Here is a 24,500-nt window from a genome sequence, read left to right on the forward strand (position 1 = left end):
GGATAAGACTGACGAAGTCAGCCCAAAACACGGTTTTGAGGTTGTAGATAAGACGAAGCTGACGTGTTTTGAAGAGTGTAAAAAAATATTGGTCAATTAAAGTCAAAATCCTTGACCTTTTCTGACTAATGTAGTATATTATAAACGTAAGGTAAATGAGAGCCTTACTAGAACACTTATTTAAAGTAAAGTAGAAAGAGGTGTGTCTATGTTTAATCTAGAAATCTTCAGAAGTAAAGATAGTCTACTCCTGCTTGAAAAAGAAAAACCAGAAATAGTACATAGAGTAGCGATTTAGCTAGTCTAAATTTTTTAAAACAAAGGTCAAAGATAGTCAATATCAGTAATAATAACGAAGTAAATAAAATGAGGTAAAGAATATGAACAACAACTTTAATAATTTTAACAACATGGATGATTTATTTAACCAATTGATGGGTGGTATGCGCGGATACAGTTCTGAAAACCGTCGCTACTTGATTAATGGACGTGAAGTAACACCTGAGGAATTTGCTCACTATCGTGCAACAGGTCAATTGCCAGGAAATGTAGAGGTTGATGGACAAATGCCACAACAGGCTTCAAGTATGAAACAAGACGGTGTCCTGGCTAAACTAGGTCGAAACTTGACTGCAGAAGCGCGTGAGGGTAAGCTGGATCCTGTTATCGGACGAAACAAGGAAATTCAAGAAACATCTGAAATCCTCTCACGCCGTACTAAGAACAATCCTGTTTTGGTCGGGGATGCAGGCGTTGGTAAGACAGCAGTTGTCGAAGGCCTAGCACAAGCTATTGTAAACGGTGATGTTCCAGCCGCTATTAAGAACAAGGAAATCATTTCCATTGATATCTCGGGTCTTGAGGCTGGTACTCAATACCGTGGTAGTTTTGAAGAAAATGTGCAAAATCTAGTAAATGAAGTAAAAGAAGCAGGAAATATTATCCTCTTCTTTGATGAAATTCACCAAATTCTCGGTGCTGGATCTACTGGTGGAGACAGTGGTTCTAAAGGGCTTGCGGACATTCTCAAGCCAGCCCTCTCTCGTGGAGAATTGACAGTGATTGGGGCAACAACTCAAGATGAATACCGTAACACCATCTTGAAGAATGCTGCTCTTGCTCGTCGTTTCAACGAAGTCAAGGTCAATGCTCCTTCAGCAGAGGATACTTTTAAAATCCTTCAAGGAATTCGTGAGCTCTATCAGCAACACCATAATGTCATCTTGCCAGACGAAGTTTTGAAAGCAGCGGTGGATTATTCTGTTCAGTATATTCCTCAACGTAGCTTGCCAGATAAGGCTATCGACCTTGTCGATGTAACGGCGGCTCACTTGGCGGCTCAACATCCAGTAACAGATGTTCATGCTGTTGAACGTGAAATTGAGGTAGAAAAAGACAAGCAAGAAAAAGCTGTTGAGGCAGAAGATTTTGAAGCAGCTCTAAACTATAAAACACGCATTGCAGAATTGGAAAAGAAAATCGAAAACCACACAGAAGATATGAAAGTGACTGCAAGTGTCAACGATGTGGCTGAATCTGTGGAACGAATAACAGGTATCCCAGTATCGCAAATGGGAGCATCTGATATCGAACGTTTGAAAGATATGGCTCATCGTCTGCAAGATAAGGTAATCGGTCAAGATAAGGCAGTTGAAGCTGTAGCCCGTGCCATCCGTCGTAACCGTGCTGGTTTTGATGAAGGTAATCGCCCAATCGGTAGCTTCCTCTTTGTAGGACCAACTGGGGTTGGTAAGACAGAACTTGCTAAGCAATTGGCGCTAGATATGTTTGGAACCAAGGATGCGATCATCCGTTTGGATATGTCTGAATACAGTGACCGCACAGCCGTTTCTAAGCTAATTGGTACAACAGCAGGCTATGTGGGTTATGATGACAATAGCAATACCTTAACAGAACGTGTTCGTCGCAATCCATACTCTATCATTCTCTTGGATGAGATTGAAAAGGCTGATCCTCAAGTGATTACTCTTCTCCTCCAAGTTCTAGATGATGGTCGTTTGACAGATGGTCAAGGAAACACAGTAAACTTCAAGAACACTGTCATTATCGCAACATCAAATGCTGGTTTTGGCTATGAAGCCAACTTGACAGAAGATGCGGACAAACCAGAATTGATGGACCGTTTGAAACCATTCTTCCGTCCAGAGTTCCTAAACCGCTTTAATGCAGTTATCGAGTTCTCGCACTTGACTAAGGAAGATCTTTCTAAGATTGTGGACTTAATGTTGGCTGAAGTCAACCAAACCTTGGCCAAGAAAGACATTGATTTAGCAGTTAGTCAAGCGGCTAAAGACTATATCACAGAAGAAGGTTATGACGAAGTCATGGGTGTTCGTCCTCTTCGTCGCGTGGTTGAACAAGAAATTCGGGATAAGGTGACAGACTTCCATTTGGATCACCTAGATGCCAAACACCTAGAAGCAGATATGGAAGATGGCGTTTTAGTCATTCGTGAAAAAGCCTAATACTCTTCGAAAATCAAATTCAAACCACGTCAGCTTCGCCTTGCCGTACTCAAGTACTGTCTGTGGCTGGCTTCCTAGTTTGCTTTTTGATTTTCATTGAGTATAAGCCAAGATTTTGAGAATAAAAAGAAGGAGCCAGCTGAAAAAACTGGTTCCTTTTTTACGTTTAAATCACATGACGCTCAAAGGCATCATCTGAAATCCCTTGTTCTAGAATAAGTTTTGCCCATTCTTTAGCAGAAAAGAGGCTGTGATCCTTGTAGTTACCGCAAGATTCGATGGTTGTTCCAGGGACATCTTCCCAAGTAGTAGTCTCAGCGATTTCCTTGAGCGAATCCTTGATAACAGCTGCGATTTCAGCACTGGTGTGGCGCCCCCACATAATCATATGGAAGCCTGTACGGCAACCAAATGGTGAACAGTCAATCATGCCGTCGATGCGGGTACGGATGAGTTTAGCCAATAGGTGCTCGATGGTGTGAAGGCCAGCAGTAGGGATCGAGTCTTCATTTGGTTGTACCAAGCGAATATCATAATTGGAGATAATGTCTCCTTTTGGCCCTGTTTCTTCCCCAATCAAGCGAACATAGGGGGCCTTAACAATGGTATGGTCAAGTTCAAAACTTTCAACAATAACTTCTTTTGACATGGTAAATCCTTTCAGTTTTCTTCTTTCATTATAACACAAAGCTGGCTCCTGAGACAGAGAGAAAACCTCTCCGAGAGTGGAGAGGTTGAAATCGTTACTTACGATACAAGCGGTCGTATTGGTAGTAAGGGTCAAAGGTTACATTGATACCTAGTTTGCGAAGGACATTCTTGTCTTCATCTGTCAAGATGATGGTTGAGTGGGCTTCGCTTCCTTTGAGGTTGCCAAGTTCTTCCATAGCACGAGCAGCATCAGGATTTTCTGTAGCTGTGATGGCAAGAGCAATCAGGATTTCATTTGAATGAAGGCGTGGATTGCGGCTACCGAGATGATCGATTTTAAGACCTTGGATTGGCTTAACAACTTCAGGCTCGATTAGTTTTACTTCTTTAGCGATGTCAGCTGATTTCTTGATGGCGTTGATAAGAGCAGCGGCTGTAGGACCAAAGAGTTCTGAGTTCTTACCTGTGACGATTTCTCCGCTTGGCAATTCAAGGGCTAGAGCTGGTCCGCCAGTTTCTTCTGCTTTTTGACGGGCAACGACAGCAACCTTACGGTCTGCTGGTGTGATACCGAGGTCGTTCATAAGCAACTCGATTTTCTTGACAGCAGCTTCGCCCACTTTTTCGGCTTTGAAATCAAGAACAGTCTGATAGTAGCGACGGATGATTTCTTGTTTAGAAGCTTCGACAGCAGCTTTATCATCTGTAATAGCGAAACCAACCATGTTGACACCCATATCTGTCGGAGAAGCGTATGGAGACTCTCCTAGGATACGTTCCAACATGCGCTTAAGCACTGGGAAAATCTCGATATCACGATTGTAGTTGACAGTGGTTTCTCCGTAGGTTTGGAGATGGAAGGGGTCAATCATGTTGACATCATCAAGGTCAGCTGTAGCAGCCTCATAGGCCAAGTTGACAGGATGATGAAGGGGTAGATTCCAAACTGGGAAGGTTTCAAACTTAGCGTAGCCAGACTTGATGCCATTGATTTGGTCGTGGTACATATTGGACATACAAGTTGCCAATTTTCCAGAACCAGGTCCAGGAGCGGTTACGACGATCAAGTTGCGATTGGTTTTGATGTAGTCATTTTTTCCCATGCCTTCTGGAGAAATAATGTGATCCATATCCGTTGGATATCCTTTGATTGGATAGTGAAGATAAGAATCAATTCCGTTTTTCTCAAGTTGGTTGCGGAAGGCATCTGCAGCTGGTTGACCAGCGTACTGTGTGATGACAACGGAGCCAACAAAAATTCCCAATTCATTGAATTTGTCAATCAGACGAAGTACTTCTTGGTCATAAGAAATGCCCAAGTCACCACGTGCTTTGGAATGCTCGATGTTACTTGCATTAATAGCAATCACAACCTCAACTTGCTCTTTCAACTCCTGCAAGAGCTTGATTTTATTGTCAGGCTCATAACCAGGAAGCACGCGAGCAGCGTGGAAATCTTCTAACATTTTGCCCCCAAACTCCAAGTAGAGTTTGCCGTCAAATTGGTTAATGCGCTCCAAAATATGGTCGCGCTGTAGATTCAAATATTGTTCAGAACTAAAAGCTTGTTTTTTCATTTTTTTACCTCTGACCTCTATTATAATAAAAAATTGGAAGTTAGGAAACTATGGAGTTAAAAAAGGAATCAAAAAGATTAGGCAAACGCTTGCATAAAATTTTGAAAAGCGCTATCATAGACTACAGATTATTAAAATAATGAGGTCAGAAGATGCAAGAAAAATGGTGGCACAATGCCGTAGTCTATCAAGTCTATCCTAAGAGTTTTATGGATAGCAACGGAGATGGAATTGGCGATTTGCCAGGTATTACCAGTAAGTTAGACTATCTAGCTAAGTTAGGAATCACAGCGATTTGGCTTTCTCCTGTTTATGACAGTCCGATGGATGATAATGGCTATGATATTGCTGATTATCAAGCGATTGCGGCTATTTTTGGGACTATGGAAGATATGGACCAACTGATCGCGGAAGCTAAGAAGCGTGATATCCGAATTATCATGGACTTGGTGGTCAATCATACCTCAGATGAACATGCTTGGTTTGTCGAGGCATGTGAAAATCCTGATAGCCCTGAGCGAGATTACTATATCTGGCGGAATGAACCCAACGACCTAGATTCTATCTTTAGCGGATCTGCTTGGGAATACGATGAAAAGTCGGGTCAGTACTATCTCCACTTTTTCAGTAAGAAACAGCCGGATCTCAACTGGGAAAATGAAAAACTTCGTCAGAAAATTTATGAGATGATGAACTTCTGGATTGATAAAGGCATTGGTGGTTTCCGTATGGATGTCATTGATATGATTGGGAAAATTCCTGACGAGAAAGTAGTCAATAACGGTCCTATGCTCCATCCCTATCTCAAGGAGATGAATCAAGCGACCTTTGGAGATAAAAATCTCTTGACGGTGGGAGAAACTTGGGGGGCAACGCCAGAAATTGCTAAGCTCTACTCGAATCCAAAGGGTCAAGAATTGTCTATGGTCTTCCAGTTCGAACACATCGGTCTTCAGTATCAGGAAGGTCAGCCTAAATGGCACTATCAAAAAGAGCTGAATATCGCTAAGTTAAAAGAAATCTTCAACAAATGGCAGACAGAGTTAGGAGTTGAGGACGGCTGGAATTCGCTTTTTTGGAACAATCATGACCTCCCTCGTATCGTCTCAATCTGGGGAAATGATCAAGAATACCGCGAAAAATCTGCCAAAGCCTTTGCAATCTTACTTCATCTCATGAGAGGAACTCCGTATATCTACCAAGGTGAGGAAATTGGCATGACCAACTATCCGTTTGAAACACTGGACCAAGTAGAAGATATTGAATCCCTCAACTATGCGCGTGAGGCTCTTGAAAAAGGTGTTCCGATGGAAGAAATCATGGACAGTATCCGTGTCATTGGTCGTGACAATGCCCGTACCCCTATGCAATGGGACGAGAGCAAAAACGCTGGTTTCTCAACAGGTCAACCTTGGTTGGCAGTGAATCCAAATTATGAAGCAATCAACGTTCAAGAAGCGCTGGCAAATCCAGATTCTATTTTCTATACTTATCAGAAGTTGGTCCAAATCCGTAAGGAGAACAGCTGGCTGATTCGAGCTGACTTTGAATTGCTTGATACGGCTGATAAGGTCTTCGCCTATATCCGTAAAGATGGCGACCGTCGTTTCCTAGTTGTGGCTAACTTGTCCAATGAAGAGCAAGACTTGACAGTAGAAGGAAACGTCAAATCGGTCTTGATTGAAAACACCCTAGCTCAAGAAGTCTTTGAAAAACAAATCTTAGCTCCATGGGATGCTTTCTGTGTGGAATTACTATAAATATTTTTTACAGAAAAATTTAAAATTGAAATCGCATAAAAACAAGGGAGGACTGTATGAAAAGCAGAAATCCTTTGTTTTTTTATAACCAAGGTTTATAAACTTTCATTCTCAAAATTCAATTAACTTTACAAATTCCCACTATTTTGGTAAAATAAATCTATGTTATAAAAACTAACATAAAGGAGAAAGAAGATGAAGACAAAAAAGCGTGTCCTTAGTGCAGGCCTGACTTTTACGGCTGCTTTGCTTTTAGTTGCTTGCGGTCAATCAGGTTCAGATACAAAAACTTACTCATCAACCTTTAGTGGAAATCCAACTACATTTAACTATTTATTAGACTACTACGCTGATAATACAGCCATTATTACTAACCTAGTTGATGGCTTGCTTGAAAATGATAACCATGGAAACCTAGTTCCATCTTTGGCAGAAGACTGGTCTGTTTCAAGCGACGGTCTGACTTATACCTATAAACTGAGAAAAGATGCCAAATGGTTCACGGCTGACGGTGAAGAGTACGCCCCAGTCAAGGCACAAGATTTTGTGACAGGTATCAAGTACGCAGTGGATAATAAATCCCAGGCCATTGACTTGATTCAAAACTCGATCAAGGGCTTGAATGATTATATTACAGGAGCGGATTCTGACTTTTCTAAGGTTGGGGTGAAGGCCATTGACGACCAGACGGTGGAGTATACTTTGGTACGCCCAGAGCCTTACTGGAATTCAAAAACAACCAATAGTATTCTTTTCCCAGTGAATGAAGAGTTTCTAAACTCAAAAGGGAAAGACTTTGGGACCCTATCTCCAAATAGCATTCTCTACAGCGGACCTTATTTGTTAAAAGACTTCACATCAAAATCATCTATCGAGTATGTGAAAAATCCGCATTACTACGATCATGACAAAGTATCAATTGAACACGTAAAATTGGCTTACTTTGATGGTTCAGACCAAGAATTGACCATCCGTAACTTTGAAAGTGGAGCTTATTCTATCGCTGGGGTTTATCCAAATAGTTCTAACTTTGCTAAGACCAAAGAGAAATATAAGGATAATATCGTCTATAGCTTGCAGGACAAGACTTCTTGGTATTTCAATTTCAACGTTAACCGTAAGGCCTACAACCATACGTCTAAAACGACAGATGAGCAGAAGAAGTCAACTGAGACAGCTGTTTTGAATAAAAACTTCCGTCAAGCAGTGAACTTTGCCTTGGACCGCACAGCCTATTCTGCCCAGTCAAATGGGGAAGAGGCGGCTAGCAAGACCCTTCGAAACACCTTAGTGCCTCCTACATTTGTCCAAGTTGGAGACAAGACCTTTGGAGAAGTAGTCGCTTCTAAATTGGTCAACTACGGCACAGAATGGTCAGGTATTAACTTGGCAGATGCTCAGGATGCCTATTTCAACAAAGAAAAAGCCCAAGCAAAATTTGCGGAAGCTAAAAAAGAATTGGCGAGTCAAGGTGTGACTTTCCCGATTCACTTGGATGTGGCAGTTGATCAGACAAGTAAAAATGCTGTGACAGGCATGAACTCAGTTAAACAGACCCTTGAGTCAATTTTGGGTGCCGATAACATTGTCATTGATGTTCAACAACTTTCAACAGATGATTTTAATAACGTAGCCTTCTTGGCACCGACACCAGCTGATCGAGATTATGATTTGAACTTTGATGGTTGGGTAGGTGACTACCAAGATCCGTCAACTTATCTTAATCCTTTCAATGCAGAGGATGGGTTCTACCTCAAGATTTTTGGTCTAGATGCTCAAGAAGATAAAGCTAAGATTGCTAGCTTGGGGCTTGATACTTACACCAAGATGCTCAAAGATGCAGATAGTGAAAATAAAGATGTAGCCAAACGCTATGAAAAATATGCTGAAGCACAGGCTTGGATGATTGACAATTCTCTGATTATGTCAGCTATGTCAAGTGGTGGTACAGCATCTGTGACCAAAGTGACGCCATTTACAAGAGGCTATTCACTGGTCGGTATCAAGGGTGATGGCAATAACTACAAGTACATGAAACTGCAAAAAGATACTGTGACAACCAAACAGTTTGAAGAAGCCAAGACTAAATGGGAGCAAGAAAGCAAAAAAGCAATCGAAAAAGCTCAAAAAGAAGCAGAAAATCATGTTAAATAATGAGGAGCGAGGTTTCGTAAGGAACCTCGTTTTAATATTTATATAGTAAATTTATCGATGTAATTATTTGCGAGTCAAAAAGAATGTTTCGGAAAGAACATGAAAACGCCTTACCCAAGTGGATTTACCCCACAAGTGTATTTTTTATGATATAATAAAATGAAATAAAAATTGATAATAGAGGTATATCGTGAGTAGATCTTCGAAGCGAGCTCGTCAGGGTAAAACAAAGATTATGATTAGTTGGGGGTTGCTAGCTATCTATGCTGTACTAGCGGTCTTTTTATTGTTTTTGATTTTCAAGTACAATATGCTAGCCTTCCGATATCTCAATATAGTGGTTGCTGTCTTAATTGTAGTCTTAGCCATCTTGTGCTTCTTTTTAATCTACTTTAAAAAAGTAAAAACTTTGACGATGATTTTGTTGTTATTAGGTATTCTGATTAACGGAACTTCTCTGTTTGTAGTGGGACAGTTCATTGGATTGACCAGTCATTTGAATACAACATCGAACTACTCAAATTATTCGATGAGTATTGCTGTATTATCAGATAGTCCAATTGATAATATTAGTCAAGTGACCAGTGTAACGGGGCCAACAGGTACGGATAATGAGAATATTCAAAAGCTAATCGCTGATATTAAGACGAGTCAAAATAAGGAATTGACAGTCGAAGAAAGTAGCTCCTATCTTGCGGCTTATAAGAGCTTGCTAGCCGGTGATACAAAGGCAATCATTCTAAACAGTGTCTTTGAAAACATTATCGAATCAGAATATCCTGACTATGCTTCAAAAATTAAGAAAATCTATACCAAAGAATTAACCAAGACGGTTGAAACGCCAAAAGATGTCAAAGGTGACAGTTTCAACGTTTATATCAGTGGAATTGATACTTATGGTCCAATCAGTTCGGTTTCTCGTTCGGATGTCAATATCATTATGACAGTTAATCGTGAAACTAAAAAGATTCTCTTGACAACAACACCTCGTGATTCGTATGTTCCAATTGCAGATGGTGGTAACAACCAAAAGGATAAGTTGACCCATGCGGGGATTTATGGGGTAGATGCTTCCATTCACACACTGGAAAATCTCTACGGTATTGACTTGAACTATTATGCTCGTTTGAATTTCACCTCTTTCTTGAAATTGATTGATCTCCTTGGTGGGGTGGATGTCTATAATGATCAAGAGTTTAATGCACATACAAATAATGGGCAAAATTATCCGGTAGGTACATTACATTTGGATTCAAAAGACGCTCTTGGATTTGTACGTGAGCGTTATTCTTTGGCAGATGGAGATCGAGATCGTGGTCGCAACCAGCAAAAGGTCATTGTTGCAATTCTGCAAAAGTTAACCTCGACAGAAGCTTTGAAAAATTATGACAGTATTATAAAGGGTCTACAAGATTCAATTCAAACCAATATGCCGCTTGAAACTATGATGAATTTAGTTAATGCCCAGCTAGAGAGTGGTGGAACTTATAAGATCAATTCGCAAGATCTTAAAGGAACAGGGCGTATGGATTTGCCATCCTATGCCATGCCTGACAGTAACCTCTACATGATGGAGATAAGTGATAGCAGTTTAGAGTCAGTCAAGGCTACAATCAATGATGTGATGGAAGGAAAATAAGACAAAATGATTGATATTCATTCGCATATTGTATTTGGTGTGGATGATGGTCCTAAAACGAAGCAAGAAAGCAAGGCGCTTCTGACAGAAGCCTATAGGCAAGGGGTAAGGACTATTGTATCGACATCACATAGACGAAAAGGAATGTTTGAAACTCCTGAGGAGACAATAGCAACAAATTTCCAAGAAGTTAAGGAGATAGCCAAGGAAGTGGCTCCGGACTTGACCATTCTCTATGGAGCAGAAATTTATTATACACATGATGTGCTTGAGAAGTTAGAAAAACAGGTGATCCCAAGTCTCAATGGAACGCGATACGCACTCATTGAGTTTAGTATGGCTACCCCATATCGGGAAATCCATACTGCTTTGAGTAATCTTCTCATGCTTGGGATAACGCCTGTAGTTGCCCACATTGAACGTTACCATGAATTAGAAAATAACGAAAAACGGGTAAAAGAATTGATTGATATGGGTTGCTACACTCAAATCAATAGTTCAAGCATTTTAAAACCAAAGTTATTTGGGGATAAATATAAATTTATGAAGAAACGAGCTCGCTATTTTCTAGAGCATGACTTGGTACATTTTGTTGCTAGTGATATGCACAATTTAGACCAAAGACCGCCTTATATGAAAGAAGCCTATGAGATCGTCTCAAAACAATACGGTGAAAGAAAGGCAAGAGAATTATTTATCGAAAATCCTCGCTTCATCTTAGCTGATCAAATTATTTAGGAGTTGACATGAAAGAAAATAAAGAAATCGCAATTGATGTTGTTCAATTATTTAAAGTTCTTTGGAAGAAAAAAATCGCTATTATCCTAACGGCGATTGTGGCGGCTTTAGTTGCTTTTGGTGTAAGTAGTTTTGTACTGACACCTGAGTATTCGAGTACGACACGGATTTATGTGGTCAATAGGAATCAATCAGAAAATGCAGGGTTGACCAACCAGGATTTGCAGGCTGGTACTTACCTAGTAAAAGACTATAAGGAAATTATCCTTTCGCAAGATGTACTGGAGAAAGTCATTTCAAATCTTAAATTAGAGCAATCAGGCAAAGGATTAAGCAAGAAGATTCAAGTAACAGTGCCTGTGGATACTCGTATTGTATCAATTGTTGTAAAGGATGATCAACCAGAAGAGGCCAGTCGTATCGCCAATGCTCTTCGTGAGGTGGCTGCTGAAAAAATTATTAAAGTTACTCGTGTATCAGATGTGACTACACTAGAGGAAGCGAGACCAGCCCTAACACCATCCTCACCTAATATTCGTCGAAATACCTTACTTGCTTTTCTAGCAGGTGGGGCAGTGATGGTTATTTTGATCTTATTACTTGAATTATTGGACGATCGTGTTAAACGACCAGAAGATGTGGAAGAAGTAATGCAGGTTGCACTTTTAGGAATTGTTCCAGATTTGAATAAGTTAAAATAAGGGAGAAAATATGCCAACATTAGAAATCGCACAAAAGCATTTGGTTTTTGCCAAAAAAGCTGAAGAACACTATAATGCTTTACGCACCAATATTCAATTAAGTGGTGATGATTTGAAAGTTCTTGCCATTTCATCTGTCAAACCTGGTGAAGGGAAGTCTACAACGTCAACTAATATCGCCTGGGCTCTTGCGCGTGCAGGCTATAAAACATTACTAGTAGATGCGGATATCCGTAACTCAGTTATGTCTGGTGTCTTCAAGTCAAGAGAAAAAATTACTGGATTGACTGACTTTTTGGCAGGGACCGCAGACCTCTCTCATGGACTTTGTGATACCAATGTTGAAAATTTATTTGTTATTCAGGCAGGTTCTGTATCACCTAATCCAACAGCCCTCCTGCAGAGTGAAAATTTCCATACCATGATTGATACCTTGCGTAAGTATTTTGACTATGTCATTGTCGATACGGCACCGATTGGGATGGTCATTGATGCTACCATCATTACGCAAAAATGTGATGCTTCTATCTTGGTAACGGCAGCTGGAGAGACGAAACGACGTGATGTCTTAAAGGCTAAAGAACAGTTAGAACAAACAGGAATTCCATGTTTAGGTGTAGTTCTAAATAAATTTAACACAGAAGTTGAAAAATATGGAGCTTATGGAGCTTATGGAGTCTATGGTTCCTATGGAGCTTATGGGAAGAAATAATTAGTTAAAAATGTATTTGATTTTAAAAGATACTTTAGATAGATTTTTGGCGTTTTTTCTATTTATTACCTTGATAATCATACCGATTATTCCTATAACGATTCTGGCTATTTGGATAGAAGATCCAGGAGATGTTTTCTATTTACAAGATAGAGTTGGTTTAAATGGAAAAAAATTCAAAGTAATAAAGTTTCGGAGCATGTATAAAGATGCTGATCAGAGAATAAAGGAAAGTATTAATAGTGGTAAAACTGATCGTCTAAATTTTAAAGAACATTCTCAAAGTATGGCTACAAAAGTCGGTAAAGTGATACGAAAACTTTCAATTGATGAATTACCTCAATTATTGAATATTATAAAAGGTGATATGGCTATAGTGGGACCTCGTCCATTACAACAATTTGAGATCACTCATCATATTCTTACCCATAAAGAAATGGGTAATGCTTTAAAGATGTCTAAAAGATTGTCTGTGAAACCTGGTTTGCTTTGTTATTGGCAAGTTACGCCAAATAAAAATGACATGCCTTTTGGTGATAGAATGGATCTAGATTTATTATATATTGAGAATGTATCTTTAAAGACTGATTTTTTGCTTATTTTGAAGGGATTTTATACAGTTTTAATGGGTAATAATAATTAATATGAAGAATATAAAAATATTAGTAGCTACACATAAGAAATATAAAATGCCCAGTGATACAAGTATGTATCTACCAATTCATGTAGGATGTGAAGGGAAGAAAAATTTAGGATTTCAAGGTGACAATTCAGGAGAAAATATTTCTAATTTAAACCCTTATTATTGTGAATTAACTGGCTTGTTTTGGGCTTGGAAAAACTTAGATTGTGATTATCTAGGTTTAGTACATTATCGTCGTTATTTTACTAAAATGACTAGAGGGTACAATGAATCAATAAATATTGATGATGTAATTTTAAATAGATTTGAAGTTGAGAAATTGTTAGAGAACGCAGATATCATTGTTCCTAAAAAAAGAAAATATTATATTGAAACTCTTTATTCTCATTACGATCATACTTTTGATGGTACTCATTTAGATTTAGCTAGAAAAATGATTGAAATGAAGAATCCAGAATATCTTTTTAGTTTTGATAAGGTAATGAAGCAAAGAAGCGGATACATGTTTAACATGTTCATTATGAAAAAAGAACTGGCAGACGATTATTTTTCTTGGCTATTTCCTATTTTGGATAGTATGTATGAAAGTATGGATTTATCAGATTTAACTGATTTTGAGGCTAGATTATTTGGAAGAGTTAGTGAACTACTATTTAATGTGTGGTTAGATAAAAACAATCTAAAGATTAAGGAAGTCCCTTTTATGTACATGGAAAAGGTTGACTTGTTTAAAAAAGGAATGTCATTTTTAATGGCGAAATTTTTTGGAAAGAAATATGGACAGAGTTTCTAATAATTATATAGACTATTTTACTAGAAAAGATTGAGAGAAATTGGTCAATAAATGAAATCAGAGATAGAAATTATTCAGAGTAAAATTATAGAGTTGTTAAAATTATTTATAGATATCTGTGAAAATAATGACCTGACATATTATGCCTTGGGTGGAACCTTGTTAGGTGCTGTGAGGCATAAGGGCTTTATACCTTGGGATGATGATATAGATTTAGGTATGCCAAGAGAGGATTATGAACGATTTAAACAAATTGCTACTGAACAAATTAATGGTAAGTATCAGTTTTTGAGTGAGGATACACCAGGATATAGAAAAGCATTTTCTGTAATTAGAGACACATCAACAAAAATCATGATGAATTATAGTAATGTCGAACAAGAAGAAAGTTTGTGGATTGATATATTTCCAATAGATGGCTTACCCAGCAAAGGCATAAAGAAAAAAATTCATGAAAAACGGTATTTATATAGACGAATGATGGTTCAATTATCTCAATTTAATAGTATTGTAAATCAGAATAAAGCTGATAGACCTTGGCATGAAAAATTGATAATCAAAATAGCAGATCGTTTAAAAATAGAAAATATTTTATCGTTTGAAAAACAACAACACAAATATATAAAAGCTATAAAGAAATATTCAGTGATGGAGGGTTATGCAGGTAATTTTACAGGGGCATATAAACTTCGTGAGTTAGTACCAAGTTGTTATTTTGGTGAACCTGTTAAATTAGATTTTGAAGGAATAAAACTGAACTGTCCAAATAAATATCAAGATTACCTCAAAGCAATATATGGTAATAATTATATGACATTACCTCCAATTGAACAAAGACTTCCTCATCAATATAGAGTTATAAGTTTAGGAGAGAGTATAGGTGAGTAAGATTAGAAAAGCACAAGCTTACTATTTAGATATTAAAAATAAGAAAAAATATTTTCCTTCAAATGTTTTAAATTGGCAACTTTTAGGAAAATTTTTGGGACAAGTACCAAACGTGATAGGTGAAAATCAAGCAAGATTTTTTTGCGAAAAACGTCACCAGAAAACAAAAGAATTTCTAAAACTACATTTTGATGAATTTGTAGAAAATTATAATTTTACTCAAGATAATCTCGAAAATAAAAAAATTATTTGGACATTGTGGTGGCAAGGTTATGATAATGCTCCTGAAATTGTAAAGTACTGTTTAGATAATATGAAAAAATTAGCTCATGAAAATGGTTTTGAATTTTATTGTTTAGACGAATCCACCTTTGAGCGCTATGTTAAAATTCCTGAATATCTAAAATTAAAAATTAAAAAAGGTTATATTTCAATTGCAAATATTTCAGATATGATACGTGTTTGTCTTCTTTCGCAGTATGGTGGAACTTGGATTGATTCAACAGTGTTCATTCATTCGTCTTTTAAATGGGATAACTTTTCTAAATCTTATTTTACAATAAAGACAGGTGAGATGACAGATTATTCTCCAAATGTTTCCAAGAATCGATGGAAGACTTTTTTATTATCAGGGAATAGTTCGTTATACGAATTTACTCGTGATTTTTTCTTTGAATATTTTAAAAAATTTGATTATGTCATTGATTATTTATTGATTGACTATATTTTTGATATAGCATTTGATACAAATACCGAGATAAAAAAACAAATGCTGGAATTAGAATCAACAAATCTGAATTTGTTTTGGCTTGAAAATCATTTTTCTGAAAAATTTGATAGGAACATATGGAAACATATTTCAGAAAATACGAAAATTTTTAAAACGACTTATAAATTAGATACAAAAATAAAATGTGATTCTGAGAATTATTACTCAGCCTTAATTAAAAGTAAATTGAAATGATGGTAAAAAATGAAGAAGATAGCTTTGGTTAAGTGGATTATAAATGGTACCGATGGTGGATTGAAGGTTGCTACAAACATTGCTAATGAATTATCAGAAGTATATGAAGTCCATTTAATTTCAGTCATTAGTACTGAAGAAATATTTTTTCCGCTAAGTAGTGTAGTTCGTTATAAAAATTTATCTTCACAAAAGATATCAATGAGTAAGCACTTTGTTAAGGCAGTGAAGTTATTAAGATCATATATTAAAGAAAAAAATATTGAAGTCCTTTTCGGAATAGGAATGACTATGAATATTGTGGGTGTAACAAGTACTATTGGTTTAAAAACAAGATTTATTTCTTGTGACCACACAAACTCAATAGTTGACATTGATACTAAAGTTAAGAAAATCCAAAGATATGTTGGAGCAAAGCTTGCAGATAAGATTATTACTCTCACACAAGAAGATCGTAGAAATTATATAAAAAAATATGGTATTTCTGAGGGAAAAATTGATTACATCTATAATTGGAAAGAAGATGGTCTTTCCAATGTATCTTATAATGATGAGTCAATGAAAATTGTTACAGTGGGTCGTTTCGATTATCAAAAGGGCTATGATTATCTTGTTCAAGTTGCTAAGAAAGTACTGAAAGAAAAGACTGACTGGACTTGGGAAATTTATGGTTCTGGTAATCAAGATGAGGTAGATAAAATCAAGGATTTAATCATCAAAAATGATTTGCAAGGTAAGTTAGTCATTAAAGGTCTTGAAAAAAATCAGGATATGATTTATGGAGATAAAGGAATTTATGTCATGACTTCTCGTTATGAAGGATTACCCTTGGTATTGTTAGAAGCTCAACAATACAATCTTCCTATTGTTAGCTTCAGGTGTCCAACGGGACCTAATGAGATTGTTGAAGATGGGGTCAATGGTTATCTAATAGATTGTTATGATACCGATAAGATGAGTGAGAGACTACTTGAATTGATGGAAGATTCGAACTTGCGAACTTCCTTCGCTAAACATGCCAAGGATAATATGGATAAATTTGATAAAGATAGAATAATTCAACAGTGGATTGATTTAATTGAGGAAATGACTGGAGGGAATAATTTTGAAACCTAAAATGTTAATTTGTATAACTAGTTTAACAGGTGGAGGAGCTGAAAAATCACTTGTTAACTTTGTTCAAGAATTTGAAAGTATGTTTGAAATTAGCATTCTAGTATATACGGAAAAAAATAATTTTTATGGCTCAAAATTAAGTCATTTAAGGATTGATTATTTTATTAGAAAGAATACACCAGTTATTATTGAAAAAATAGTAAATAAGCTTGTTAAGTTATTGCCACCGTCATTTGTGAATAGATGGATTATACAGAGAAGTATTTTTAAAAATGAAAAATTTGATTATGAATTTGCATATATAGAAGGAAAACCAACAAAAATCATAGCGGGATCATCGAATAAAGACAGCTTAAAACTGGCTTATATCCATTGCGATTTCTCAAAAAATTGGTATTCAAAACGATCGTTTAAAAATTATAAAGAAGAATTGACTTGTTATCAAAAGTTTAATTCAATCTTGGCTGTTTCTACTCCCCAAAAAGAATCCTTTGAGGAAAATTTTCCAAAGACAAGTTTAGAAGTAATTCCTAACTTACTTAACATTGATGAAATAAAAAATTTAAGTAACGAGGAAATAGAATTAGAGAATACTCCTTATTTTTGTGCGATAGGAAGATTGGAACTTGTTAAAAATTTTGAATTATTAATAAATGCTTTTCATCTATTCAGAAAAAAGTATTCACAATATCATTTAATTATTTTGGGAGATGGTAGTTTATATGATCATTTAAAGAATCAAATTAACAATCTAGGAGAGAGCCAATATATAAAATTATTAGGTTTTCAATCTAATCCATATAAATATATAAAGAATAGTGTGGGGTTAATTCAAAGTTCAGTATCAGAGTCTTTTAGTTATGTATTAGCAGAAGCAGCTGTTTTAGGCATTCCTAGTATTTCAACAAAAACTCAAGGTTCTGAGGTTATGGCAGAATATTTCGAAGTAATCCAGGTAGAGCATACGAGTAACGAATTAGCAAAAGGGCTAGAGAAAGTCATTGCGAATAACTTTGCTAATGTTCATTTTAATTTTAATGAAGAAGCTTATTACAAATTTTTAGAGATATTTAAGAAAGGAAGTGGAAGTTTTGAAATTCGAAGAAAAATATAACACATTGTTCAATATAATTTTTTCTCTGTTAACAATATTGTATCTACTGAAATTTGTAAATATTGACAGAATTGATGGAATTTCGATTGTAATCTTTATATGTATATTATTCCTGTTTATGATGCATAGTCTTAAGTATGGAATAAATGGATTAAAACTAACTTCCTTAATATTGTTTTTTTTAACATTTATTTTAAATCTTTTTAATGGTTTTACATTTCTAGAAATACCGTACTTCTTCTTATTATATACAATTATATTAAAAGATAATAAAAATTTTTTCAAAATACATTTCATTACACTTGCAGTATTCGTGTTAACAATTATATTATTGTCCCATTTTGGCTATATTAGTAATTTTGTAATATATAGATCAAATGGTGGTATTAGGAATAGTTTAGGTTTTGTACACCCGAATTCATTAGGGTTAATGATTTATTCATTAACGGTTTGTAGTTTAAATCTTTTTGAAATAAAACGATTTAAATCCTTCTTTTATTTATTTTTATTATTGATGAATTTATGGGTATTACAGTTAGCAGACTCTAGAACTTCAGGATATATAAGTATTTTAGTAATTCTCCTTTGTTACTTTTTTGATAAAATGGGTAAGTTAAATAGACCGTTAAATAGTTTTTTTATTAATTTAGCCATTACTATGTCTGTTTTGTTTATAACTCTAATGTCAATTAATTTTGAAGCCAATAGCATTTTTCAATTTTTAAATAAATTGTTCACTAATCGAATTTTTAGTAGTTATATATTTTTTAGAGAATATGGGATTAGTTTATTTGGCAAAAGAATTGATGCAATTGTCTCATTAGTTCAAGGAACAGTCATAATTGACAGTGGTTATATAGGATTGCTCTTACAAAAAGGAATTATTTTTTTTGTATTATTTTTGATATTTATTTTTTCTAGAATAAAAGAATACTCATTTACACTAAGAGAAAGTATTCTACTGATTAGTGTATTTATTTCTCTAATGTTTGAGAGCTATGGTTACACCGTATTTCTATTTCCAATATTATTTTTTGATTATTTAGGAAAAAGGAAGGAAAGTATTAATGAATAAAATTACCGTATTTACACCAACTTTTAATAGAGGGTATTTAATGAATAAGTTGTTTCATTCATTAAACAGTCAAACAAATAAACATTTTGAATGGCTTATTGTAGATGATGGTTCAATAGATCAGACAGGTGAGCTTGTTGAAACATTTAAGAAACAGGCAGATTTTGAAATACGATATTTTTATCAACAAAATGGGGGTAAGCACAGAGCAATTAATCATGGTTTGGATTTAGCTAAAGGGGAGCTATTCTTCATCGTTGATTCCGATGATTCATTGACAGATGATGCTATTGAGAAAATTTTCAATAACTATTCTGGAATTGCTTTTGATAACAGTTTTGCAGGTATAGCATTCAATAGAGGTTTCTCTAAAAAAAGAATAGTTGGAGAGACCTTTGAAGGTACATATATAGATTGTGACAATTTACATCGAGCTAAACATAATATTTTAGGAGATAAGGCAGAAGTATATCGAACAGATATTTTAAAGAGTATTAAGTTTCCAGTGGTAGATGGAGAAAACTTTATGAGTGAAGTTGTTTTATGGAATGAAGTTGCAAGAAGAGGATATAAATTACGTTGGTTTAATGACATAATTTATTTTTGTGACTATTTAGAGGACGGATTAACCAAAAATAGTGAAAAAATTTTATTTAATAACCCAGTTGCACATCAAATGATGACCAAGGAATTGTTACAAATTGATTTTACATTAAAGAGAAAATTTGGGATGATCTATAACTATCATAAAATTAGAAACCAAAGTATTAAGCAAACTGCTATTAATCTTGAACAGCCTCTAATTTTAGTATATATGGTAGTAATGATGGCTAGAATTAGAAAAATTGTTAAGAAGGTAAAAAATGAGTAACTTATATTATATTCATGAAGAGTTTGGTAGTGATTCAACAGCAGCCACAAAAGCTCCAAATGATTTACAGAAAATATTTCAAGACTATAAATTTAAACCGTTAGTAACATTAAAAAAAAATAGTAAGATAGTAAGAATATTTGATTATGCGTTTAAACTTCTGTTGTGTCTTATTAGAATTAGAAGTAATGATATTGTGATATTTCAATTTCCTTTTGCTACTCATGGGAAACTAAAAAATTTTTTAATGAAATTACTACAATATAAAAAAGCTAAAATGATCTTTTTAATGAACGATTTAGAGTCATTAAGGTATTCGGGAAATAAAAAAAATCTAATTTCTAAGGAACAGTATATTAAAAATGCTGATGTGATTATTTGTCATAACCAACGAATGAAGGAGTTTTTAATAGAAAATAAGATTGACAGTGAAAAAATAGTTGTACTCGGTGTTTTTGATTATTTACTGGATAATTTTAATAAAGAAAAAGCATCTTTTGATAAAACAGTTGTAATTGCAGGGAATCTTTCACCTCAAAAAAGTGGTTATTTAACTGAGTTATTAAAAAATGAAAATAGAATAAAATTTAATTTATATGGACCTAATTTTACTTCATCGACTAACAATAATGATTATGTATCATATAAAGGAAGTTTTTCGCCTGAAAAAATTCCTTTTATACTTGAAGGTGATTTTGGATTAGTTTGGGATGGCAATTCTATATTAACTTGTTCAGGGATCACTGGGGAGTATTTGAAATACAATAATCCTCATAAAGTGTCGTTATTTATAGCTTCAAAAATACCGGTTATTGTTTGGAAACAATCTGCCTTGAGTGATTTTGTTAAAAAAAATAATATTGGGATTGTAGTAGACGATTTAATAGAAATGCAAGAAATAATTAGTAATATGTCGGAAGAACAATATGTACTTTTAAAGGAAAATATTGAAAGATTATCTGAAAAAGTTAGAGAAGGATTTTACACAAGTAATGCTATCGATAAAAGTATAAAATTACTTAGAGAAGATAAGAATTAAATAACTATTGAAGGAAACTAAGATTGAAAAAAGAAGAATATAATTTTTTAAAAGTACTCACAATATTATTGGTAGTATTAGGACATAGTACATATTATGTTATCACAACAAATTTTGGTGGGATTAATTATCAGTACTATATAAATAACAATCATTCACTTATAGTAATAAGGGGTTTGAATGTATTAACAGAAATTATCTACTATTTCCATATGCCATTATTTATGGCTATATCTGGGGCATTTTTTAGAATTCAAGTTGAAAAAAATAAGTGGCAGAGTCTTTTCACTTTATTCAAAAATAAATATAGAAGACTACTAATCCCCTTTCTTGTTTTTACAATCTTATATACGCTTCCTGTAAAATATATTTCAAATTATTTTGAACAAACGAGTATTTTGAATGCCATTCTTGGTCAACTGTTTTTATTTGGAAATACTCATCTGTGGTATTTATTCGCATTGTTTATTATTTTTATGATTGCATACTTTGTCTTGAGAAGAGATACGGGAGTTGGAATGTTACTATTCCTATTTGTACTTCATTTAATCAGTTATAAAATTAATGTTCCTTTAATAAAAAGTTCGTTTCAATTTTTATTTTATTTTGCGATTGGCTTTAAATTTGAACAAAAAAGGGAAGTATACAACCATTTATTGAATCATACCAAGAAATTTGTATATTTCCTCTTAATCGGATTTGTTTTGTTCATTTTCATGAATTTGGGTATTAAGAGATACTCGATTATTCTTTCAAAGGTACTTGTAGAAATTTTAGCAGTGTATGGAAGTTTAGTAACTTATACCATTGCTTATTATTTAACAATAAACACAAAATGGATGAATACCAGAATATACCAGCTTATTTTAGTCAATGGTCTAGGAATTTATATTTTTTCGGACACTCTTAATTATTTGATATTAAAGTGGGGCTTTATTGTTGCTGAGGATTTAATGATTACACCTCATGGAATTATTTTAATGGTAATTTTTCGATTTTTGGTAACATTAATTTTAAGCTTGGTGATTACTTTAGCATTTAAAAAACTATTTCCGAAGTATAAATGGTTAGTGAATTAAAAAATTTATAGAAATTAAAGGAGAAAAAATGGATATTAAAAAGTTTCTTAAAAAGAGTCATCTTACTAAAGGAATTTATAAACAATTACAAGGGAAAAAGAATCAATATCGTTTAGAAAAAAAATTTAAATATACAGGGAAATTTATTGACCGTAAAAAAGATAGTAAAGATTTATGTATCATATTAGCGGGATATAAAGAATTTCTATATGACGATGTGCTAGGAAGAGTAAATGAATTTGCACCAGAATCAATGGATATTTGTGTTCTATCTTCTGGCATCTATTCAGAAAAATTAAACCAAATTTGTGAAGAAAATAATTGGTCGTATTTGAGTACGGAGCAGAACAATATATCTTTAATTCAAAACGTAGCTATTAATCTACATCCTCAAGCACAATATATTTATAAAATTGATGAAGATATTTTTATTACAGAACATTATTTTGAAAATTTAAAAGAAGCATATATTTTAGCACAAGAAGGGGATTATGCACCCGGGGTGGTAGCTCCTCTAATTCCTGTTAATGGATATGGTCATAAAAGAATCCTACAAAAATTAGGCTTGGAAGATGTTTATTATGAAAAATTTGGAGAAAAATCGAAATTTATAGCTGGACAGCCTCGTTTTATAGAGAGTAATCCAGAAGTAGCGAAGTTTTTCTGGGGCGATGGAGAAGTAATTCCTACCATAGATACATTGAATGCACAATTTTCAAAAGAAGAGAAAAAAGTAAATCCGTGTGCAATTCGTTTCAGTATCGGTGCAATTTTATTTGAGAGAAGCTTATGGGAATTGATGGATCATTTTAATGTTGAGTTTGAGGGAGTTGGGCTTGGAGTGGATGAAGTCCAAATTTGTAATTTTTGTATCTTGAATTCAAAGCCATTGATGGTTAGTGAAAATGTGGTTGTGGGACATTTATCGTTTGGTCCTCAGAATAAGGCTATGTTCGAGTATTATAAAGAACATCCAGAAAAATTTTCTATTTAGATGAGGGATAATATGACAAGTTATAAAGTTAAATCCATCAGATATAATTTTATAATGAATTTTATTTTGACTGTTTCAAATTTCATCTTTCCGTTGTTAACTTTTCCCTATGTTTCTAGAGTACTTCAAGTTGAGGCGAATGGTACTGTAGCATATGTATCATCTATTGTATCTTATTTTATGATGATTGCTTCACTTGGTATTCCAACGTATGGCATACGTGCTGCAGCAAAAGTACGTGATGATAAAAGAAAATTATCTACCATTGTCCAAGAACTATTGATTATTAATGTAATTCTTGTATTTTTAGTACTCATTGCATATTTTATAATGTTGTTTACTTTACCGTCAATGTACGTCTATAAAGAATTATTTTATATCAATGCAATAGGAATACTATTAAATGTTATAGGAGTTGGTTGGTTTTTTCAAGCAATTGAACAATATGATTATATTACTATTAGATCGATTTTCTTCAGACTTTTATCATTAGCTATGATTTTCTTACTTATCCATAGTCCTGAGGATTATATTATGTATGCAGGAGTTTCTGTTTTTGCTAGTGTGGGATCAAATATTTTAAATTTTAAACGATTATTTAAATATATATCATTTAAAAAGACAGAAATTTATCATTTTAAACCACATATAAAGCCGATTTTGATTTTATTTGCTCAGACATTGGTAGTGTCGATTTATACGAATCTTGATACCGTTATGCTAGGAAGTATGAAAGGAACATATGATGTGGGATTATATACTGCAGCAACAAAACTAAAGGGGATTCTCTTGAGTGTTGTTACTTCATTAGGAAATGTTTTGCTCCCAAGAATGTCCTACTATGCTAATAATCAAATGAAGGATCGTTTTTTGGAAATCATGACAAAAGCTTTGAACTTTACGTTATTCTTATCGCTTCCATTGTCAGTATTCTTTATTTCAGTATCAAAGGAAAGTATTTTGCTACTTGCTGGGGAGGGATATTTGGGTGCTGTTATAGGAATGCAATTTTTAATGTTTGCAGTTATTCCTAATGCACTTACGGGTGTATTAGGTATTCAAGTATTAACACCTTTAGAAAAAGAAAAGTACGTATTACTTTCAGTGACTTCAGGAGCGTTAATAGATTTACTACTAAACTTCATTTTAATTCCATCTTATGGTGTAAGTGGAGCAGCGTTTGCCACTATGATTGCTGAATTCGTTGTTTTATGTGTTCAGATTTACTATACGAGAGATTTACTCTTTAAAATAATACATCAAATAGTTGGGATACGCTATCTATTTACTGTAGGTATAAGTACTTTAGGAATGATTCTTGCAAAGAACTTACAACTAAGTTATTTTTGGTTATTATGTGTGGAAGGAATTATTTTCTTCGGAAGTTATGCTGTGATTCTAGTATTATTAAAGGATGATTTCATTATTAATTTTCTTGAAAATTTTTATAAAAAATTAAAAAAAATTTAACTAAATATTTTTGAAAATGTAATTTTAAAGGAGAAT

Annotated in this window: 21 protein-coding genes; 19 read left to right on the forward strand and 2 right to left on the reverse strand. The window is 34.3% G+C overall.

What is annotated here, in order from left to right:
• Nucleotides 1–380 precede the first annotated feature (380 nt).
• Nucleotides 381–2,486, forward strand: a complete 2,106-nt coding sequence (locus B7695_RS08370) for an ATP-dependent Clp protease ATP-binding subunit (protein WP_084891054.1) — start codon at nucleotides 381–383, stop codon at nucleotides 2,484–2,486.
• A 166-nt stretch (nucleotides 2,487–2,652) separates the two neighbouring features.
• Here B7695_RS08370 and B7695_RS08375 read toward each other — a convergent pair whose 3' ends face one another.
• Both B7695_RS08375 and B7695_RS08380 read right to left on the reverse strand, forming a co-directional pair.
• Nucleotides 2,653–3,135, reverse strand: coding sequence for an S-ribosylhomocysteine lyase (locus B7695_RS08375; protein ID WP_000032547.1), 483 nt, complete (start codon nucleotides 3,133–3,135; stop codon nucleotides 2,653–2,655).
• A gap of 94 nt (nucleotides 3,136–3,229) precedes the next feature.
• Nucleotides 3,230–4,714, reverse strand: a complete 1,485-nt coding sequence (locus tag B7695_RS08380; RefSeq protein WP_084891055.1) for a DUF1846 domain-containing protein — start codon at nucleotides 4,712–4,714, stop codon at nucleotides 3,230–3,232.
• Between the two features lie 152 nt (nucleotides 4,715–4,866).
• Between B7695_RS08380 and B7695_RS08385 the strand changes: the two genes are divergently transcribed.
• The 18 genes from B7695_RS08385 (at nucleotide 4,867) to B7695_RS08470 (ending at nucleotide 24,464) form a co-directional block, all read left to right on the forward strand.
• Nucleotides 4,867–6,474 (forward strand): glycoside hydrolase family 13 protein, encoded by a 1,608-nt coding sequence (locus B7695_RS08385; RefSeq protein WP_084891057.1) that lies wholly within the window; start codon nucleotides 4,867–4,869, stop codon nucleotides 6,472–6,474.
• Between the two features lie 195 nt (nucleotides 6,475–6,669).
• The gene (locus B7695_RS08390; protein WP_084891059.1) at nucleotides 6,670–8,628 is read left to right on the forward strand and encodes a peptide ABC transporter substrate-binding protein; all 1,959 of its coding nucleotides are present in this window, start codon (nucleotides 6,670–6,672) and stop codon (nucleotides 8,626–8,628) included.
• A 190-nt stretch (nucleotides 8,629–8,818) separates the two neighbouring features.
• Nucleotides 8,819–10,267, forward strand: a complete 1,449-nt coding sequence (gene cpsA, locus B7695_RS08395; RefSeq protein WP_084891061.1) for an LCP family glycopolymer transferase CpsA — start codon at nucleotides 8,819–8,821, stop codon at nucleotides 10,265–10,267.
• A gap of 6 nt (nucleotides 10,268–10,273) precedes the next feature.
• Nucleotides 10,274–11,005: a capsular polysaccharide biosynthesis protein Cps4B gene (gene cps4B / locus B7695_RS08400; RefSeq protein ID WP_084891063.1), complete on the forward strand. Its 732-nt coding sequence runs from the start codon at nucleotides 10,274–10,276 to the stop codon at nucleotides 11,003–11,005.
• Nucleotides 11,006–11,013: 8 nt separating this feature from the next.
• Complete coding sequence (locus B7695_RS08405) at nucleotides 11,014–11,706, forward strand: CspC family polysaccharide chain length determinant protein (protein WP_084891065.1); 693 nt, start codon at nucleotides 11,014–11,016, stop codon at nucleotides 11,704–11,706.
• Nucleotides 11,707–11,716: 10 nt separating this feature from the next.
• On the forward strand, nucleotides 11,717–12,418 hold the full coding sequence (locus B7695_RS08410) for a tyrosine-protein kinase (protein ID WP_084891067.1): 702 nt from the start codon (nucleotides 11,717–11,719) through the stop codon (nucleotides 12,416–12,418).
• Nucleotides 12,419–12,434: 16 nt separating this feature from the next.
• Complete coding sequence (locus B7695_RS08415; protein ID WP_158086402.1) at nucleotides 12,435–13,061, forward strand: sugar transferase; 627 nt, start codon at nucleotides 12,435–12,437, stop codon at nucleotides 13,059–13,061.
• Between the two features lies 1 nt (nucleotide 13,062).
• Nucleotides 13,063–13,854 (forward strand): DUF4422 domain-containing protein, encoded by a 792-nt coding sequence (locus tag B7695_RS08420; protein WP_084891070.1) that lies wholly within the window; start codon nucleotides 13,063–13,065, stop codon nucleotides 13,852–13,854.
• Nucleotides 13,855–13,905: 51 nt separating this feature from the next.
• A complete protein-coding gene (locus B7695_RS08425) occupies nucleotides 13,906–14,742 on the forward strand; it encodes a LicD family protein (protein ID WP_084891072.1) in 837 nt (278 codons plus the stop codon).
• Nucleotides 14,735–15,706: a capsular polysaccharide synthesis protein gene (locus tag B7695_RS08430; protein WP_084891074.1), complete on the forward strand. Its 972-nt coding sequence runs from the start codon at nucleotides 14,735–14,737 to the stop codon at nucleotides 15,704–15,706. Before B7695_RS08425 ends, B7695_RS08430 begins: the two co-directional genes overlap by 8 nt.
• A gap of 24 nt (nucleotides 15,707–15,730) precedes the next feature.
• Entirely contained in the window at nucleotides 15,731–16,822 is a 1,092-nt protein-coding gene (locus B7695_RS08435) for a glycosyltransferase family 4 protein (RefSeq protein WP_239822278.1), read from the forward strand.
• Nucleotides 16,812–17,936: a glycosyltransferase gene (locus B7695_RS08440; RefSeq protein WP_084891078.1), complete on the forward strand. Its 1,125-nt coding sequence runs from the start codon at nucleotides 16,812–16,814 to the stop codon at nucleotides 17,934–17,936. The genes B7695_RS08435 and B7695_RS08440 overlap by 11 nt, the downstream gene beginning before the upstream one ends.
• On the forward strand, nucleotides 17,914–19,011 hold the full coding sequence (locus tag B7695_RS11280; protein WP_084891080.1) for a hypothetical protein: 1,098 nt from the start codon (nucleotides 17,914–17,916) through the stop codon (nucleotides 19,009–19,011). Before B7695_RS08440 ends, B7695_RS11280 begins: the two co-directional genes overlap by 23 nt.
• Nucleotides 19,004–19,882, forward strand: a complete 879-nt coding sequence (locus tag B7695_RS08450) for a glycosyltransferase family 2 protein (protein ID WP_084891082.1) — start codon at nucleotides 19,004–19,006, stop codon at nucleotides 19,880–19,882. The genes B7695_RS11280 and B7695_RS08450 overlap by 8 nt, the downstream gene beginning before the upstream one ends.
• Nucleotides 19,875–20,921 carry a glycosyltransferase gene (locus B7695_RS08455; RefSeq protein WP_084891084.1) on the forward strand — a complete coding sequence of 349 codons (1,047 nt, stop codon included), beginning with the start codon at nucleotides 19,875–19,877 and terminating at the stop codon, nucleotides 20,919–20,921. Before B7695_RS08450 ends, B7695_RS08455 begins: the two co-directional genes overlap by 8 nt.
• Before the next feature lie 23 nt (nucleotides 20,922–20,944).
• On the forward strand, nucleotides 20,945–22,000 hold the full coding sequence (locus B7695_RS08460) for an acyltransferase family protein (protein ID WP_084891086.1): 1,056 nt from the start codon (nucleotides 20,945–20,947) through the stop codon (nucleotides 21,998–22,000).
• A gap of 28 nt (nucleotides 22,001–22,028) precedes the next feature.
• Nucleotides 22,029–22,994 carry a hypothetical protein gene (locus B7695_RS08465; RefSeq protein ID WP_084891088.1) on the forward strand — a complete coding sequence of 322 codons (966 nt, stop codon included), beginning with the start codon at nucleotides 22,029–22,031 and terminating at the stop codon, nucleotides 22,992–22,994.
• A 12-nt stretch (nucleotides 22,995–23,006) separates the two neighbouring features.
• Nucleotides 23,007–24,464, forward strand: coding sequence for a flippase (locus B7695_RS08470; RefSeq protein ID WP_084891090.1), 1,458 nt, complete (start codon nucleotides 23,007–23,009; stop codon nucleotides 24,462–24,464).
• The last annotated feature ends 36 nt before the right edge of the window (nucleotides 24,465–24,500 follow it).

Source organism: Streptococcus mitis, from assembly GCF_002096845.1.
Classification (GTDB): domain Bacteria; phylum Bacillota; class Bacilli; order Lactobacillales; family Streptococcaceae; genus Streptococcus; species Streptococcus mitis_A.

Excerpts from the sequence above, each read along its gene's own strand:
- B7695_RS08410 (WP_084891067.1), top strand. The coding sequence starts at position 11,717 with ATGCCAACATTAGAAATCGCACAAAAGCATTTGGTTTTTGCCAAAAAA.
- B7695_RS08370 (WP_084891054.1), top strand. The coding sequence starts at position 381 with ATGAACAACAACTTTAATAATTTTAACAACATGGATGATTTATTTAAC.
- B7695_RS08450 (WP_084891082.1), top strand. The coding sequence starts at position 19,004 with ATGAATAAAATTACCGTATTTACACCAACTTTTAATAGAGGGTATTTA.
- B7695_RS08470 (WP_084891090.1), top strand. The coding sequence starts at position 23,007 with ATGACAAGTTATAAAGTTAAATCCATCAGATATAATTTTATAATGAAT.
- B7695_RS08420 (WP_084891070.1), top strand. The coding sequence starts at position 13,063 with ATGAAGAATATAAAAATATTAGTAGCTACACATAAGAAATATAAAATG.
- cps4B (WP_084891063.1), top strand. The coding sequence starts at position 10,274 with ATGATTGATATTCATTCGCATATTGTATTTGGTGTGGATGATGGTCCT.
- B7695_RS08385 (WP_084891057.1), top strand. The coding sequence starts at position 4,867 with ATGCAAGAAAAATGGTGGCACAATGCCGTAGTCTATCAAGTCTATCCT.
- B7695_RS08375 (WP_000032547.1), bottom strand. The coding sequence starts at position 3,135 with ATGTCAAAAGAAGTTATTGTTGAAAGTTTTGAACTTGACCATACCATT.
- B7695_RS08405 (WP_084891065.1), top strand. The coding sequence starts at position 11,014 with ATGAAAGAAAATAAAGAAATCGCAATTGATGTTGTTCAATTATTTAAA.
- B7695_RS08455 (WP_084891084.1), top strand. The coding sequence starts at position 19,875 with ATGAGTAACTTATATTATATTCATGAAGAGTTTGGTAGTGATTCAACA.
- B7695_RS08465 (WP_084891088.1), top strand. The coding sequence starts at position 22,029 with ATGGATATTAAAAAGTTTCTTAAAAAGAGTCATCTTACTAAAGGAATT.
- B7695_RS08390 (WP_084891059.1), top strand. The coding sequence starts at position 6,670 with ATGAAGACAAAAAAGCGTGTCCTTAGTGCAGGCCTGACTTTTACGGCT.
- B7695_RS08425 (WP_084891072.1), top strand. The coding sequence starts at position 13,906 with ATGAAATCAGAGATAGAAATTATTCAGAGTAAAATTATAGAGTTGTTA.
- B7695_RS08380 (WP_084891055.1), bottom strand. The coding sequence starts at position 4,714 with ATGAAAAAACAAGCTTTTAGTTCTGAACAATATTTGAATCTACAGCGC.